This window comes from Radiobacillus kanasensis (genome assembly GCF_021049245.1).
GTDB lineage: Bacteria > Bacillota > Bacilli > Bacillales > Amphibacillaceae > Radiobacillus > Radiobacillus kanasensis.
Genome location: NZ_CP088020.1, coordinates 2,144,568 through 2,160,035, shown reverse-complemented (window position 1 = coordinate 2,160,035; position 15,468 = coordinate 2,144,568). Strand labels below are relative to the sequence as shown.

Genomic DNA, 15,468 nt, shown 5'->3' with positions numbered 1-15,468 from the left:
CGCTCCCGTTTCCTTTATGCATTCTGTTGCTTTTCTTCCTCTGCTTGTTTTGCAAAATATTCTTCTGCAATTTTATCGATTTCTACTTTAAGCTCTTCCACCATGGTTTCTTCTGGTACTTTACGGATGATTTCTCCGTGACGGAAAAGTAATCCTTCTCCTCGCGCTCCAGCGATTCCAATGTCTGCCTCACGTGCTTCACCAGGTCCGTTAACAGCACATCCAAGCACCGACACTTTAATTGGGGCTTTAATAGTAGAGATGTATTCTTCTACCTCATTGGCAATTTTGATTAAATCAATTTCAATTCTCCCACATGTTGGACAAGAAATAAGGGTCGCAGCATTGGAAGCTAAGCCAAAGGATTTTAATAATTCTCTAGCTACTTTTACTTCTTCTACTGGATCGGCACTTAATGAGATTCTCATTGTGTTTCCAATCCCTTTACTTAGGATAGCACCTAAACCAGCTGCACTCTTCACCGTTCCGGAGAACAAAGTTCCGGATTCTGTTATACCGAGGTGTAGTGGATACGGAATTGCTTCTGCTGCCTTTTCGTATGCTTCAACTGCAAGGTTAACATCAGATGCTTTTAGAGAAACAATTATATCGTGAAAATCTAGATCTTCTAAGATTTTTATATGGTGGAGGGCACTTTCTACCATGCCATCCGCAGTTGGATATCCATACTTTTCTAAGATGTGGCGTTCAAGAGATCCAGCATTCACTCCAATTCGAATCGGAATCCCTTTTTCTTTTGCTGCGTTTACAACAGCTTCTACTTTATCTCTTTTTCCAATGTTCCCTGGGTTAATACGAATTTTATCCGCGCCGCCTTCAATTGCTTTAAGAGCTAGTTTATAGTTAAAGTGGATATCGACGACTAAAGGAATGTTAATTCGTTTTTTGATTTCTGGAATAGCATTCGCTGCGCGTTCATCCGGACAAGCTACACGTACTACTTGACATCCTGCTTCCTCTAAACGATGAATTTCAGCTACGGTAGCCTCAACATCATGCGTTTTGGTTGTAGTCATTGATTGGATGACAACTTCATTCTTTCCACCAATCATTACATTTCCGACCTTAACTGGTCGTGTATTTTTTCTATGTGTTATTGCCATATGTGAATCGCTCCTTTTCCGATGTTAATACTTCGGATGCTTTCAAACAGTATCTAATGGCCTTCGTTTTTACGAAGATGATCTACTCCAATTCTATGGAGTACCAATGTCCATTATAATCGCAATGTCAACAAATGAGAAGTGACAAAGCTCGAAAAATTTACTCCTGGTCATAGATAGGGAAGAGATATGAGGTGTCAACTTGAATGTTATTTGGGTCTGAACCAGGATTTAAAATTTTAAAATCGTCTTGGATTTTTTGAATAGAGATTCCTTCATTTAACTGATTTATTTCCTCTACAATAGACAGTACTGTATCCCCAGGCTCCACTTTTCTTTCGACTGCTTTCAATTTTTGCGGGTTAGCTTTTTCCTTTTTAGAAGGGGATTCCTCTTGTTTTTTTTCTTCTATTTGATCCGCAACAGTAGCCTGATTATCGGTAAATACTACGCCTTCTGTTAAGTCTTTCATAATACTTATTAGGAACAATATAATAAGGGCAGTAAGCGCAAGTTTTTTTAAAAGTTCCATACGGGATGTTCCTCCTGACTATTTATGTATTCCTTTTAAAAAATGAAAATCCTGCTTTGAAACTTCTTGTTTTTTCATTCGTATACTACCATATAGAAAATAGAGGAGAGGTTGTTATGGAATTACTGGATTTGGATTGGATTACGTTCGTTATCACTGGATTAGGAACGTTGTTTCTTTTTGGTGAACTTTTAGTAAATCGCAAAGGGGTATTTGGACTTCTTGGTATTGCGTTTATATCGGTTTATTTTTTATCCTATTTAGAACCAGGAACGTTTTTCCTTATGATTACGATTTATTTTGTCGGATTGTTACTTATCATTATTGATGGAAAGTTACTAAATGATGGAACTTTATCAACAATTGGAACGGTTGCCATGCTGATTTCGGTTGGTTTAACAGCTCCTAATTGGACGGCCGGATTCTATGCAATCCTTGGTGTCATCATTGGTGGTTTGAGTTCATTTTTATTTTTAAAAGTATATAAGCGAAGAGATATGTGGACGAAAATGGCCTTGTTAGATCGTTTGACAAAGGAAGAAGGGTATAACTCGATTAATAGTAGTTATGAATCATTATTAAATGAAACAGCTGTTACGGTGACAGACATGCGACCAGTCGGTACTATTCGTATAGGGGAACAGGAATATAGCGCGATATCCAATGGAAAATGGATAGAAAAAGGAACATCGGTAAGGATTGCGCAAGTTGATGGGACGAGAATACTTGTAACGGAATTAAATACGGAAGATTAAAACGAGAGGAAGGAGCCTTCCTCTCGTTTATTTATTATCTGTCTTTTTGGTTGTGGAAAGGAAATGAATTGGCCCCTTTTCAATAAGCAAGTATGAAAAAAATACAACCATCCGAGATAGGGGATAGAAATGACGGGTTCTAATAATACTAAGATAATGTTCGGGCCAGTAATGGGAATTAGTACAGGAAAGATACCCATTAGGAAAGATGGGGAAGCTGAACCACATGGAAGGCACCAATCATTTTTTAATGTAAAAAACGACGATTATGATAATTCGACAATATATAATGAGTTTTGTAAATTTAGTGTAAATTTCATCGATTTTCCTTTACAATAACTTCATATTTCATTAATAATAGTAGGAGTGTCTAGGACAAAGAATGTAAGAAGGGATGTTAATCATTGGAAATAAACATTCAAGAACTCATATTTGAATTTATAGGTGGATTAGGGATTTTCTTACTTGGTATTAAGTTCATGGGAGAAGGTCTTCAGAAGTCCGCTGGGGATCGGTTAAGAGATATTTTGGACAAGTTTACGAGCAACCCTTTTATGGGTGTCTTGGCTGGTATCATTGTTACCATACTTATTCAAAGTAGTTCTGGAACGACCGTATTGACTGTCGGATTAGTAAATGCTGGTTTTATGACCTTAAGACAAGCAATAGGGGTTATTATGGGTGCCAATATCGGAACAACGGTAACAGCGTTCATTATTGGAATTGACTTAGGGGCATATGCATTGCCAATACTTGCTGTTGGTGCGTTTATGATTTTCTTCTTTAAAAACAACAAAATTACCAACATTGGTCAATCCATTTTTGGCTTCGGTTCTTTATTTTTCGGTTTAGAGTTAATGAGTGCTGGAATGAAGCCACTCCGAGAAGTCCAAGCTTTTCAAGAGTTAACATTGAATATGAGTGACAACCCATTCCTTGGTGTCGTGGTAGGTACACTATTTACGGTGATTGTACAAAGCTCTAGTGCAACTATTGGTGTCTTACAAGGGTTGTTCGATCAAGGTGCCATGACGCTTGATGCTGCTTTGCCCGTTTTGTTCGGAGATAATATTGGAACAACGATAACAGCAGTTCTAGCTTCAATTGGTGCGAGTATTGCAGCAAAACGTGCAGCTTATACTCACGTCCTATTTAATTTGATTGGGACCACGGTGTTTTTGATTTTCTTAGGTGTATATGAGAATGTGGTTGAATTCTTACGAGACCAATTCAATTTAAACCCTGAGATGACGATTGCTTTTGCACATGGAGGCTTTAACTTAACCAATACGATTATTCAATTCCCATTTATTGGTTTGCTAGCTTTAATTGTAACGAAATTAATTCCAGGTGAAGATGTCGTAGTAGAGTATAAACCGAAGCACTTAGATCCTATTTTCTTACATCAGTCTCCATCTGTCGCTTTGGATCAAGCGAAAGAAGAAATAATTCGTATGGGGGACTATGCGTATAAGGGACTTGAAGAAGCAGGGCTTTATTTGAATAACCACATTCAGAAACATTCAGATATGGCTCTTCAAATAGAAGGTGCATTAAATAATTTAGATCGAGAAATTACGAACTACTTAGTGGAGTTATCTAGTGCTTCTTTATCTGAAGCGGATAGTCATAAACATTCGACCCTAATGGACTCTGTAAGAGATATTGAACGTATTGGAGATCATTTTGAAAATATCGTCGAGCTCATAGACTATAAAATTTCCAATAAAGTGGTACTAACAGAACAAGCACAACAAGACTTGAATGATATGTTTGACCTTACGCTTATTACGGTAAAACAAGCAGTTGGAGCCCTTGGTCGCATGGATCGGGAAGCGGCATTAGCTGTTGTCCAAAAAGAGGATAAAATTGACCAAATGGAAAGAGTGTACCGTAAAAAACATATTATTAGACTAAATGAAGGACTATGTACTGGACCTGCAGGAATTGTGTTTGTGGATATAATCAGTAACTTGGAGCGAATAGGTGACCATGCTGTTAACATTGCAGAGGAAGTTCTTGGGGAAGACCACTTATAAAATAGGGGGAGTTATTCCCCCTAACTTTTTTATATCGACAAAATATGTGAAGAATATGTAAAAAATATCTTGAATGAAGAATGCTGACGTGCTATATTATTTTTGTTGCCTATTTTAATGAATTCCAAAAAAGTTATTGACTTCAATTGTTTAATGTGATAAATTATAATTCGTCGCTTAATAAGAATGAGTTTTGGACAATCTAGTGTAAGTGACTTAAATTAAAATATTTTTCCACAGTAGCTCAGTGGTAGAGCAATCGGCTGTTAACCGATCGGTCGTAGGTTCGAATCCTACCTGTGGAGCCATGGCGGCGTAGCTCAGCTGGCTAGAGCGTACGGTTCATACCCGTGAGGTCGTGGGTTCGATTCCCTCCGCCGCTACCATGGCGATCGTGGCGAAGTGGTTAACGCACCGGATTGTGGTTCCGGCATACGTGGGTTCAATTCCCACCGGTCGCCCCATTAATAACCTAAAGAAGGACCCTTAGCTCAGTTGGTTAGAGCTATCGGCTCATAACCGATCGGTCGCAGGTTCGAGTCCTGCAGGGTCCACCATAGTTCTAGCATTCGGAGGAGTACCCAAGTCCGGCTGAAGGGATCGGTCTTGAAAACCGACAGGGGCTTCACGGCCCGCGGGGGTTCGAATCCCTCCTCCTCCGCCATATATATTTGGAATATGGATTTCAAATATGTTTACATAATATGGTTAAAGTTTAACGATACCGAATGAACTACGAGTAACCCCGAAAAACATGAATCATAGTGAAAAGAACTAGTAGATATAGGGTTCTCACCTTTGAGATCGAAATCCTAGTATTGTGCGAAAACAAAATAAAAACTTAATACTAATCACGGCTCGGTAGCTCAGTCGGTAGAGCAACGGACTGAAAATCCGTGTGTCGGCGGTTCGATTCCGTCCCGAGCCACTTTCAAAAACAAGTACAACATGTACTTGTTTTTTCTTTGTTCTTAGACATATAAGCAAAACGGTTGCAAGATGGGTATGGATTTGATAATCTTTGAATGAAAAGGAAAAACGTCCCAAAAGGGTGTTTTTCGTACATAAATTAGAAGGAGGAAAATTTTTCATGGCAAAGTTTGAATTACCTGAATTACCTTATGCATACGATGCGTTAGAACCACACATTGATAAGGAAACAATGAATATTCACCATACGAAGCACCACAATACGTACGTAACAAAATTAAACGGTGCATTAGAAGGTCATGAAGATCTTCAAAACAAATCTCTAGATGAGTTGCTATCAGATTTAAACAGCTTACCTGAAAGCGTTCGTACAGCTGTCCGTAACAATGGTGGCGGACATGCAAACCACAGTCTTTTCTGGACGCTTCTTTCCTCAAATGGTGGAGGAGAACCAACTGGTGATGTAGCAGATGCTATTTCCAAAAAATTTGGAAGCTTCGATGCTTTTAAAGAAGAGTTTGCGAATGCAGGTGCTGGCCGTTTCGGTTCTGGTTGGGCATGGCTTGTAGTAAATAACGGTGAGCTTGAAGTTACAAGCACTCCTAACCAAGACACTCCAGTAATGGAAGGTAAATCTCCAATTCTTGGTCTAGATGTATGGGAGCATGCTTACTATCTAAAATACCAAAACAAACGCCCTGACTACATTGCAGCTTTCTGGAACGTAGTAAACTGGGATAAAGTGAATGAACTTTATAGCGCAGCAAAATAATCAATGAGAAAAGAACTCCTAATGGTAATTTGGCCATTAGGAGTTTTTTGTATGGAAAGAAAAGATATTGAATTCTTAAAAAAGAGAATAAATGAACCAAAGCTTAGAAATTTAGCTTCACGAAGTTTTCTTATCTGAAAGTGCGTGGTTTTGCTTCCTATTGAATATATGTCCCCTTTTTGAAAAGACTATAGGTTAGATACAAAAAGGAGACTGGAGACATGAACCTACATCAAAGAGCATTACCTAAAGACGTTCAAATCGACAAAGATTTAAAGTTACTACTCACGATTGGTGGATTATACGCACTAGGTATTTTCCTATCCAATACGTTCGTTAATATATACTTATGGAAACAATCCGGGCAATATGTAGATATTGCGTTATATAACTTAGCTGTTTATGTATTACAACCACTAACCTTTATTGTAGCAGGAAGATTCGCTAAAAAAATAGATCGAGTCATCGTATTACGACTAGGGGTATCATTTTTATCCCTGTTTTTTTTAACAGTCCTATTAGTAGGAGAAAATGCAGCAACGTTTAATATGCTGCTAGGTGCTTTACTGGGACTTGGGTCCGGTTTCTACTGGCTTGCCTTTAATGTATTAATATTTGAAGTAACAGAACCAGAGACAAGGGATTTCTTTAACGGTTTTCAAGGAATCCTTCAATCTCTTGGCGGAGCAGTTGGACCTGTTTTAGCAGGTTATATTATTTCAAGATTTAATAATTTTCAAGGCTATACCATCATCTTTTCCATCTCTTTCGTCATGTTTATCCTTGCTGTAATCTGTACCATGTTTATGAAAAGAAGATCAGCAGAAGGGAAATTTCAATTAAGGAGAATCCTTCAGGAACGTAAACATAACAAAGATTGGAAACACATTTTACATGCAAATTTAAGCCAAGGGCTTCGTGAAGGGATGTTCGTTTTTGTTATTTCAATTTGGGTATTTATCGCAACGCAAAGCGAACTTGCATTAGGAACATTCAATTTAGTGTTTTCAGGTGTTTCTTTTATTTTCTACTATGTAGCTACGAGAATTATTAAACCACACATGCGAAAATGGGCGGTCTTTGTAGGTGGATTAACCTTATACTTAGCGATTTTTCTTATCCTACTAGAGACAAGTTATACGACACTTCTTATTTATGGAGCGATCATTGGTATCGGGTATCCAACTTTATTTGTCCCTTACATGTCGATGACTTTTGACGTGATTGGGAAAGGGTGGAAAGCTGCAGAAATGAGAATCGAATATATTGTTGTACGGGAATTGTTCACCAATATTGGGCGTGTTTCTTCTATTATTATATTTATAGCGGCGATTACAATATTTGAGCCAGAAAGAGCGATTCCTTTTTTATTTCTAACATTAGGAGCCGGACATTTTGCCATTTACTTTTTTATAAAAGACGTGACGGTAACCGATGTTTTTGCGGAACAACAACATTCGGTTAAACAAGAATTAGCGGAAGAAGAAAATCGATAAAGGATAGAAGGAAGTTTATTCAAGTGTTATAATGAAGGAGGTATGAAGAGGAGAAAAGGAGAGGAAGCTATATGGTCAATGAAAAGAAGAAAAAGCGTTCCCCGCTTCCCTTTCGTTTAAATATATTATTTGTTTTTGTGTTTCTTTTGTTTTCATTATTAATATTACAACTCGGAGTTGTTCAAATATTAAATGGAGAAGAAGCACAAGAGAAAATAAATCGAACGGTGAAGGATACGAGTAAAAGCCAGGTTCCAAGAGGGAAGATGTATGATCGATTTGGTCGATTAGTATTAGACAATGAACCTGTTCGTTCTATTACGTACACAGCACCAAAGAACGGGGCTTCTGCTGAGAAAAAGTTGGATTTGGCAGAGAAACTATCCCAGTATATAGACTTGGAGTATCCATATGATGAGCTTAGAGAACGTGATAAAAAGGAATATTGGTACTTGCAAGGAGAAAATGCAGAAACAGTAGCAGATCGACTTACGAAAAAAGAAAAAGAAATGGAACCATCGGATCAATACCAAGCGTTGCTTGATCACATAACAGAAGAAGATCTTGCTACAATTGACTGGAACAAACAAGTCATTGAGGTTATTGCGATTAAACGTGAATTGGATGAAGCAACGGAATTGACACCACACATCGTAAAAAACGAGGGAGTAACCCAAGAAGAGTATGCGGTAGTGGCCGAGCATTTAAATCAGTTATCAGGCATTGACGCATCTATTGACTGGGAAAGAAAACCGATCTTTGGGCAAACCTTTGCGAATTACATCGGAAGTATTACCGATTCAGATGAAGGAATTCCTAGTGAAAATGAAGACTACTATTTGTCCAATGGCTATAGTCGAAATGATCGTGTTGGGACAAGTGGTCTCGAACAAGAGTATGAAAGTGTATTAAGAGGAACGAAGGAACAAGTTCTTTACACGACTAATAAAGACGGGGAAGTTGTTAATTCTGAGGTTGTGGTAGAAGGACAACGAGGAAATGATCTCGTTCTAACGATTGATATGGAGTTGCAAAAGCGAGTAGATGAAATAGTAAAAAAAGAATTAAAAGCGATTCGTAGTGATTCTGGGCAAAACAGATACGTAGAAGATGCTTTAGTGGCTATGTTAGATCCGCAAACAGGAGAGGTGCTAGCCTTATCCGGCCAACACTATGATTCAGAAGAGAACGAAATTGTGGACGAATCTTTCCGTGTTGTTTATGATCAGCATCGACCGGGATCTACTGTGAAGGGAGCTTCCGTCTTAGCTGGATTAGATGCAGGTCTTATTGATATGGGGACAACATTTAATGATAGGTCAATTAAAATTGCTGGTACCCCTGAAAAAAGATCCTACAAGACTCTTGGACCGGTAAATGATTTAAAAGCACTCGAACGTTCATCTAACGTATATATGTTCTTTATTGCCATGAGAATGCTTGGCGACTATAACTACCAACGAAATGATTCGTTAAATGTTACGAATACGCACGCATTTCAAGATTTCCGCAACTACTTCAGCCAGTTCGGTCTTGGAGTAGAAACAGGAATTGACTTACCTTATGAAGCGAACGGTTATAAAGGGCAAAATCCTCAGGCCGGTAATCTGTTGGACTTTGCGATCGGACAATATGATACATTTACGACGTTACAATTGGCGCAATATGTTTCGACCATTGCGAATGACGGCTATCGGATTCGTCCAAGGCTAGTAAGTGAAATAAGACAGCCTTCTCTAGACGATCAATTAGGTCCGGTTGTAAAGAACTTCAATACAGATGTTTTAAACAAGATTGAGATGGATGATCAATATATAGAACGGGTTCAGCAAGGGTTTATAAATGTATTCCACGGATCCCAAGGTACAGCGAATAATACAATCTGGGCCGGTGCACCATATAAGCCTGCGGGTAAAACCGGTACTGCGGAAAACGCAATTTACGAAGATGGAAAGTTGATTACAGAAACCGAAAACCTAACATTAGTTGGGTATGCACCGTACGATGATCCAGAAGTTGCGTTTGCGGTAGTAGTTCCGCATACAGGAACCTATAACAGTAAATATTCCGTTAATCATACCATCGGAAGAGGAATAATGGACGCCTATTTCAATTTAAAGAAAGAAAGACAGCAAAACGGTGTAGATATGAATCTTAAAGATAAAGAAAAGAATCAGGGCTCTAATGAAAAGAATAAAGAAGAATAAAGTTAGTAAAAAACTGACTATCCATTGCGGATAGTCAGTTTTTTTGTGTTTTCAAATATAAAAAAATTCATACAAATTTCTACGTGAATTTACACTTTCTTTACATTCAATTAATTCTTTCTTAACACTAACTCGTTAAGATGTAATTGTGGTTGAGATAGCCAAGCCCAAATTTGAAAACTATTATGTAGGGGGAAAACAGACATTATGAAGAAGTCTAAACTATTAGCAATGTTTGCACTGCTTTTATTCACAGTTGGTTTACTTGCAGCTTGTGGAAGCGGAGCAGAAGAAGAAGGCGAAACTAACTCAGAAGGAAACACAGAAGAGGAAAACTCTGCTGAAGCTTCAGAGGAACTATCTGGTTCAGTCGCAATTGATGGATCTTCCACAGTATTTCCAATCATGGAAGGCTTAACTTATCAATACAACCAAGAAAAACCAAACGTTGAGATTACACTTAACTCGTCAGGTTCTGGTGGTGGATTTAAAAAATCTACAGTTGGTGAAATTGACCTAAGTAATGCATCTCGACCAATTAAAGAAGAAGAAATAGCTATTGCAGAAGAAAATAGTATTGAGCTAAAAGAATTAGAAGTTGCTAAAGATGGACTTTCTGTAGTGGTAAGTAAAGAGAACGACTTTATTGAAAACATCACGGTTGATCAGTTGAAAGAGATTTTCTTAGCGGATAACGAATCAACAAAATGGTCTGACATTAACCCAGAATGGCCAGAGGAAACCATCAATATCTATAGCCCAGGTCATGATTCTGGTACGTTTGATTACTTTAACGAAGTAATCCTAGAAGAAAATCCTATGAAAGAGGGAGACAACGTTACTCTTTCTGAGGATGACAACACACTTGTAACTGGAATTGAAAGTGATCCATACGCAATTGGCTACTTTGGTTATGCTTACTATATTGCGAACGAAGATAAATTAAAAGTTCTTGGTATTGACAGTGGAGATGGTAATCCAGTTAAACCAACTGCAGAAACTGTTCAAGATGGAACATACACACCACTTTCTCGTCCATTGTTCACTTATGTAAATGTTGCTTCTTTGAAAGAAAAACCTCAAGTTTATGATTTCGTAACATACACACTTGAGAACGCAGCATCTGCTGCTGAAGAAGTGGGATATGTAGCACTTCCAGAAGATAAATATCAATCTCAGCTTGATGAAATCAAATCTTTAGCTGGTAAATAAGATCTTAACATTTAAATAAGAATGTGGAGGGTTAGGCGTGCCGTTAGATTGGTACAGTCTGACCCTGTCCACGTTTAAATATGTAAAAGGGGTCATAACGTGGATGCTTTAAAACAGAGAAACTCAAACTCAATACAAGAACAAATTGCGGAGAATAAAAGAAGTAAGAAATCTTTATTGATTACAGAGAAAACTATTCCATTATTTTTACTATTCTGTGCAGCTATTTCCGTTTTAACGACAATTGGAATTATTTTTACTTTACTAAGAGAGTCTTTCACTTTTTTCTCTGATGTCTCTATTATCGATTTTTTCACGGGAATGCATTGGTCTCCTTGGACAGGGAAATTTGGAGTCTTTCCGCTTATTAGTGGAACGTTATTAGTTACATTCATTGCAGCGTGTGTTGCTTTGCCATTAGGAGTTGCTTCTGCCATTTTTCTCAGTGAGTATGCAGGAGAAAACACGAGAAAAATTATTAAACCAGTGTTGGAGGTTCTAGCGGGAATTCCTACTGTTGTGTATGGGTATTTCGCTTTAACTTTTGTAACACCCATCCTTATGAAATTAGTACCTGGAATTGAGATCTTTAATGCCTTAAGTGCTGGAATTGTTGTGGGAATTATGATTGTCCCAATGGTAGCGTCTCTTTCAGAAGATGCTATGAGCGCTGTTCCTAAAAGCCTGCGTGAAGGAGCTTTAGCATTAGGGGCAACTAGATTAGAAACGACGACGAAGGTCGTCATTCCAGCAGCACTTTCTGGAATTATTGCTTCCATCGTTTTGGCCTTGTCCAGAGCTATCGGAGAGACGATGATTGTTACGATTGCAGCTGGCGCTTCACCGAATTTAACATTTAACCCTGCTGAATCGATTCAAACTCTTACTGCCTTTATCGTACAAGGCGCTACTGGGGATACGACTTATGGATCGACGATTTATTACAGTATCTATGCAGTAGGAATAACCCTATTTATCTTTACCTTTATCATGAATTTAATCTCACAATATGTTTCCCGTAAGTTTAGGGAGGATTACTAATATGTCAAACAACAACAATCGTAGTCGTTTAAAAAGAAGAGTATGGAAAAATCAATTGTTTAAGTCCTTATTTTTCCTTGCAACAATGATAGGATTAGTTTTCCTAGCATTGCTTATGTATCGAGTGCTCAACCAAGGTCTTGGTTATTTAAATATAGATTTTATTAAAAATTTCCCTGCACCATATCCAGATAAAGCGGGGATGTTTGCAGGAATTATGGGTTCTGTATTCCTGATGTTATTAATTGCTCCAATTTCTATCATTCTTGGCGTATCTACAGCACTGTATTTAGAAAAATACGCACCAAAGAATCGATTTACTCGTTTTATTCAAGTAAATGTACAAAACTTAGCTGGGGTCCCATCTATTGTTTTCGGTTTATTAGGATTAACCTTTTTCGTGTATTTCTTCCAATTTGGATATACGTTAATCGCCGGTGTATTTACCATGAGCTTGTTGATTTTACCAGTTATTGTAGTTGCGGCTCAAGAAGCGATTCGTTCTGTGCCTAAAGAATTAAGTGAAGCTTCTATTGCAATGGGGGCAACAAAATGGCAAACGATATGGAGGATTGTTTTACCAGCATCTATTCCAGGTATTTTAACAGGTTCCATTCTGGCACTTTCACGTGCTATAGGGGAAACAGCTCCATTAATCATTGTGGGTGCTGCTACCGCTATCTATACCATACCGGATTCTCTCCTAGCAAAATATACGGCTATGCCGATACAGATTTTCAACTGGACGAGTAGACCACAAGAAGAATGGCAGTATGTTGCTGGTGCTGGAATCATTGTCCTATTGATTATCTTATTACTAATGAATGCTGTTGCTGTTTGGATTCGTAATAAATTTCAAAATAGGTATTAAAAAGGAGACTAATGATGATTGAGATGAAAGAAAGAGTAGAGAAAAAAACTACGAATACACCGAAAGAGTTTGCTTTTAAAATCTCTGATTTTAACTTATGGTATGGTTCTAGCCAAGCCTTGTTTGAAATAACGATGAGCATTCCTAAAAATGACATTACGGCTGTCATTGGACCGTCCGGATGTGGGAAATCCACGTTGTTAAAGACGTTAAATCGTATGATTGAAATGGTACCTAGTGTGAAGACATCTGGAACAATCGAGTACAATGGTCAAGATATCTTTAGTAAGCAAGTGTTAGTAGAAGAGCTTCGTACACGTGTAGGGATGGTGTTTCAAAAGCCGAATCCATTCCCTAAATCTATCTACGAAAATGTTGCGTATGGTCCAAGAATTCATGGAATTAAAAAGAAGTCGGAATTAGACGCAATTGTAGAAAAGAGCTTAAAAGATGCGGCGATATGGGATGAGGTAAAAGATCGTTTAAATCAAAACGCCTATGGTTTATCTGGTGGTCAACAACAACGTTTATGTATTGCGAGATGTTTGGCGATAGAGCCGGATGTTATTTTAATGGATGAACCAACATCTGCGTTGGATCCGATTTCTACGCTGAAAGTTGAAGAACTAATCAAAGAATTAAAAGAAAAATATAGCATTATCATCGTCACGCACAACATGCAACAAGCTGCGCGTATTTCAGATCGAACTGCATTCATGTTGAATGGGGAGTTAGTGGAGTTTACTGAAACGGATCATTTATTTTCTAACCCGAAAGATAAGAGAACGGAAGACTATATTACTGGCCGATTCGGTTAATAAAAGCGAGGGATAACATGGTTGCTAGAGAGCAGTTTGAAATAGAGTTAAATAATATTCAAACATCCATCATTGATTTAGCTAAAGAAGCAGGGCGAGCATTGGAAGACGCCGTGCATGCACTTTTTACTCAAGATTTAGAACTAGCCAACAAAATTATAGAGCAAGACGAAATTCTCGATAAAAAAGAATTACAAATAAACGAAGAAGCGATTCTTTTAATCGCAAAAGAACAACCAGTAGCGAGAGACTTACGTCAATTGATTGTTGCTATTAAGATTTCCTCAGACTTAGAAAGAATGGGAGATAACGCTACAAACATTGCCAAAGCGACTTTACATTTAGGCAAACATAATTTAGTCGTGCATTCTTCACTTGAAAATATGAAAGACATCGCGATAAAAATGGTGGATTTAAGTGTAACGGCATTTGAAATGCAGGATATTACGTTAGCGAGAAAATTATCAGAAATGGACGATTTAGTAGACAGTATGTACGGAGACGTAGTCCGCGAAATGTTAGAGGAAACAGCGACAAATCCTCAAAAGATTCAACATGTGATGCAAATGGCCTTTAGTGCCCGTTTTATCGAACGATTTGCAGATCACACAACCAATATTGGGGAAAGTATATTATATCTTGTAAAAGGTGAATCATTTGATTTAAATCAGTAGTAAATAAGAAGCCGGATGGGGTAATTCCCATCCGGCTTCTAAACTGTATTATTTAGTTAGTGCGTCTGCAACTTGCTGGTTCGTCATATTTTTTTGTAATTCATATTCACCTGCTTGAATTTGTGTTTCATAACCATTTTCGGTTATGAAAGTACTGAATTCCTGTGCATTTTCAATGACACCAGCTTGTTCTAGGTTTTGGAAGACAGTGGATAAACTTGTCCCATATTCAATCACAAGATTATAAGGCTCTTGTTCTGTAGAAGGAGTTTCCTCTGCGGGTTGTTCCTCTGTTTCAGCAGGAGGTTCTTCTTCTGTGGGATTTTCTTCCGCAGGTTGTTCTTCAGCGGGCTCTTCCTCTGTAGGTTCAGGCTGTTCTTCGGTAGGCGGCTGCGCAGGATCAGTCGTTTCACCGGCCTGGGATACCGTATAGCCTTCTTCTTCTAGTTGTTCAATCATTTGATCCGATGTCAATTCTGTAGATTCGTTATCCAAGAAAAAGTAAGCAATCGCAATCACTAACGTTGCGGTAAATATACCAATTGAAAAGGCTCTAATTGTGTACTTCATTACATACTCCTATCTTTCTTTAGAATATTGATTCAAGATGGAATAAACATCATATTCACTTAAAGAAGTTTCTTCCGCGATTTCCTTTACGCTCATCCCTTGGTCATGTAACTTATAGATGGTTCTGAGCATCGGGGTCTGACTGCCAACACTGCTTGCAGGAATCGTATCCTCCACCCAGTTGTCTGTGAGCAACTCTTCTTCCAGTATCTTGATTTTTTTCTTGATTTGATACGAATCTTGCATGGTCGATATCGTAAATTGTTCGATTTGTCCCTCTAGGTTTTTGAATTTGTCATTTAAGAAAAAGGAATAGACAAAAAGAACAATTGCAATGACAAGTAAAGACAAAATGGCAACTAACATGAACTTCCCTCCAATGTGAATTCCTACACTTATTTATATCACACTCAACCTCATTAGAAAA

Annotated in this window: 14 protein-coding genes and 6 tRNA genes; 16 read left to right on the top strand and 4 right to left on the bottom strand. The window is 38.0% G+C overall.

Annotated elements, in window-relative coordinates:
• Positions 1 to 14: 14 nt before the first annotated feature.
• Both ispG and KO561_RS11265 read right to left on the bottom strand, forming a co-directional pair.
• Entirely contained in the window at positions 15 to 1,118 is a 1,104-nt protein-coding gene (gene ispG / locus KO561_RS11270) for a flavodoxin-dependent (E)-4-hydroxy-3-methylbut-2-enyl-diphosphate synthase (protein WP_231097108.1), read from the bottom strand.
• Between the two features lie 166 nt (positions 1,119 to 1,284).
• The gene (locus KO561_RS11265; protein ID WP_231093356.1) at positions 1,285 to 1,656 is read right to left on the bottom strand and encodes a hypothetical protein; all 372 of its coding nucleotides are present in this window, start codon (positions 1,654 to 1,656) and stop codon (positions 1,285 to 1,287) included.
• A gap of 116 nt (positions 1,657 to 1,772) precedes the next feature.
• On the opposite strand from KO561_RS11265, the gene KO561_RS11260 reads away from it, so the two are divergent.
• From KO561_RS11260 to phoU, 16 genes are all read left to right on the top strand, one after another.
• Positions 1,773 to 2,411 (top strand): NfeD family protein, encoded by a 639-nt coding sequence (locus KO561_RS11260; RefSeq protein WP_231093355.1) that lies wholly within the window; start codon positions 1,773 to 1,775, stop codon positions 2,409 to 2,411.
• Between the two features lie 404 nt (positions 2,412 to 2,815).
• Positions 2,816 to 4,450, top strand: a complete 1,635-nt coding sequence (locus KO561_RS11255; protein WP_231093354.1) for a Na/Pi cotransporter family protein — start codon at positions 2,816 to 2,818, stop codon at positions 4,448 to 4,450.
• A 233-nt stretch (positions 4,451 to 4,683) separates the two neighbouring features.
• Positions 4,684 to 4,758: transfer RNA gene (locus KO561_RS11250), tRNA-Asn, on the top strand.
• A gap of 1 nt (position 4,759) precedes the next feature.
• Positions 4,760 to 4,836: transfer RNA gene (locus KO561_RS11245), tRNA-Met, on the top strand.
• A gap of 2 nt (positions 4,837 to 4,838) precedes the next feature.
• A tRNA-His gene (locus KO561_RS11240) sits at positions 4,839 to 4,914 on the top strand.
• 16 nt (positions 4,915 to 4,930) lie between these two features.
• A tRNA-Ile gene (locus KO561_RS11235) sits at positions 4,931 to 5,007 on the top strand.
• Between the two features lie 14 nt (positions 5,008 to 5,021).
• Positions 5,022 to 5,114: transfer RNA gene (locus KO561_RS11230), tRNA-Ser, on the top strand.
• Positions 5,115 to 5,305: 191 nt separating this feature from the next.
• Positions 5,306 to 5,378, top strand: a tRNA-Phe gene (locus KO561_RS11225).
• A 162-nt stretch (positions 5,379 to 5,540) separates the two neighbouring features.
• Positions 5,541 to 6,152, top strand: a complete 612-nt coding sequence (locus KO561_RS11220; protein ID WP_231093353.1) for a superoxide dismutase — start codon at positions 5,541 to 5,543, stop codon at positions 6,150 to 6,152.
• 221 nt (positions 6,153 to 6,373) lie between these two features.
• The gene (locus KO561_RS11215) at positions 6,374 to 7,648 is read left to right on the top strand and encodes an MFS transporter (protein ID WP_231093352.1); all 1,275 of its coding nucleotides are present in this window, start codon (positions 6,374 to 6,376) and stop codon (positions 7,646 to 7,648) included.
• Positions 7,649 to 7,719: 71 nt separating this feature from the next.
• On the top strand, positions 7,720 to 9,855 hold the full coding sequence (locus tag KO561_RS11210; RefSeq protein ID WP_231093351.1) for a peptidoglycan D,D-transpeptidase FtsI family protein: 2,136 nt from the start codon (positions 7,720 to 7,722) through the stop codon (positions 9,853 to 9,855).
• 207 nt (positions 9,856 to 10,062) lie between these two features.
• Positions 10,063 to 11,067: a PstS family phosphate ABC transporter substrate-binding protein gene (locus tag KO561_RS11205; protein ID WP_231093350.1), complete on the top strand. Its 1,005-nt coding sequence runs from the start codon at positions 10,063 to 10,065 to the stop codon at positions 11,065 to 11,067.
• 99 nt (positions 11,068 to 11,166) lie between these two features.
• Complete coding sequence (gene pstC, locus KO561_RS11200; RefSeq protein ID WP_231093349.1) at positions 11,167 to 12,108, top strand: phosphate ABC transporter permease subunit PstC; 942 nt, start codon at positions 11,167 to 11,169, stop codon at positions 12,106 to 12,108.
• 1 nt (position 12,109) lies between these two features.
• The gene (pstA, locus tag KO561_RS11195; protein WP_231093348.1) at positions 12,110 to 12,979 is read left to right on the top strand and encodes a phosphate ABC transporter permease PstA; all 870 of its coding nucleotides are present in this window, start codon (positions 12,110 to 12,112) and stop codon (positions 12,977 to 12,979) included.
• 11 nt (positions 12,980 to 12,990) lie between these two features.
• A complete protein-coding gene (pstB, locus tag KO561_RS11190) occupies positions 12,991 to 13,797 on the top strand; it encodes a phosphate ABC transporter ATP-binding protein PstB (RefSeq protein WP_408004814.1) in 807 nt (268 codons plus the stop codon).
• A 17-nt stretch (positions 13,798 to 13,814) separates the two neighbouring features.
• Positions 13,815 to 14,471 (top strand): phosphate signaling complex protein PhoU, encoded by a 657-nt coding sequence (gene phoU, locus KO561_RS11185; protein WP_231093346.1) that lies wholly within the window; start codon positions 13,815 to 13,817, stop codon positions 14,469 to 14,471.
• A 48-nt stretch (positions 14,472 to 14,519) separates the two neighbouring features.
• Here the strand turns inward: phoU and KO561_RS11180 are convergent, their stop codons facing one another.
• Together KO561_RS11180 and KO561_RS11175 are read right to left on the bottom strand one after the other, a co-directional pair.
• Positions 14,520 to 15,041: an endolytic transglycosylase MltG gene (locus KO561_RS11180; RefSeq protein ID WP_231093345.1), complete on the bottom strand. Its 522-nt coding sequence runs from the start codon at positions 15,039 to 15,041 to the stop codon at positions 14,520 to 14,522.
• Positions 15,042 to 15,050: 9 nt separating this feature from the next.
• A complete protein-coding gene (locus KO561_RS11175) occupies positions 15,051 to 15,407 on the bottom strand; it encodes a helix-turn-helix domain-containing protein (RefSeq protein WP_231093344.1) in 357 nt (118 codons plus the stop codon).
• Between the last annotated feature and the right edge of the window lie 61 nt (positions 15,408 to 15,468).